This window comes from Streptomyces pratensis (assembly GCF_037137275.1).
GTDB classification, from domain to species: Bacteria; Actinomycetota; Actinomycetes; order Streptomycetales; family Streptomycetaceae; genus Streptomyces; species Streptomyces pratensis_B.
The window spans coordinates 1-694 of the sequence record NZ_JBBBEN010000011.1; the positions used below are offsets into that span (position 1 = coordinate 1).

1 protein-coding gene is annotated in these 694 nt (G+C 61.1%); it reads right to left on the reverse strand.

Annotation, left to right across the window (positions count from 1 at the left end):
- On the reverse strand, positions 1-694 hold a 694-nt coding region (locus tag V9U70_RS00065), incomplete at both ends, for a cbb3-type cytochrome c oxidase subunit I (RefSeq protein WP_336672316.1).

The window sequence follows — 694 nt, forward strand, 5'->3', positions numbered from 1 at the left end:
CCAGAACGTGATCTTGCCGAGCCGCTCGTCCAGCATCTTGCCGGTGAACTTCGGCCACCAGAAATGGAACCCGGCGAACATCGCGAAAACCACGGTACCGAAGACCACGTAATGGAAGTGCGCGACGACGAAGTACGAGTCCGAGACATGGAAGTCCAGCGGGGGCGAGGCCAGAATGATCCCGGTCAAGCCGCCGAACAGGAAGGTGACCAGGAAACCGATGGACCACAGCATCGGGGTTTCCAGGGAAATGGACCCCTTCCACATGGTACCGATCCAGTTGAAGAATTTCACGCCGGTGGGCACGGCGATGAGGAACGTCATGAAGGAGAAGAACGGCAGCAGAACGGCCCCCGTCACGAACATGTGATGCGCCCATACGGTCGCGGAGAGACCTGCGATGGCAATCGTGGCAGCGACCAGTCCGATGTAGCCGAAGACCGGTTTACGGGCGAAGACCGGGAGGATCTCGGTGACGATTCCGAAGAACGGCAGGGCGATGATGTAGACCTCGGGATGACCGAAGAACCAGAAGAGGTGCTGCCACAACAGCGCTCCACCGTTGGCCGCGTCGAAGATGTGCGCGCCGAATTTCCGGTCCGCCTCCAGGGCCAGCAGGGCCGCGGCCAGCACCGGGAAGGCCAGCAGGACCAGTACACCGGTCAGCAGGACGTTCCAGGTGAAGATCGGCATG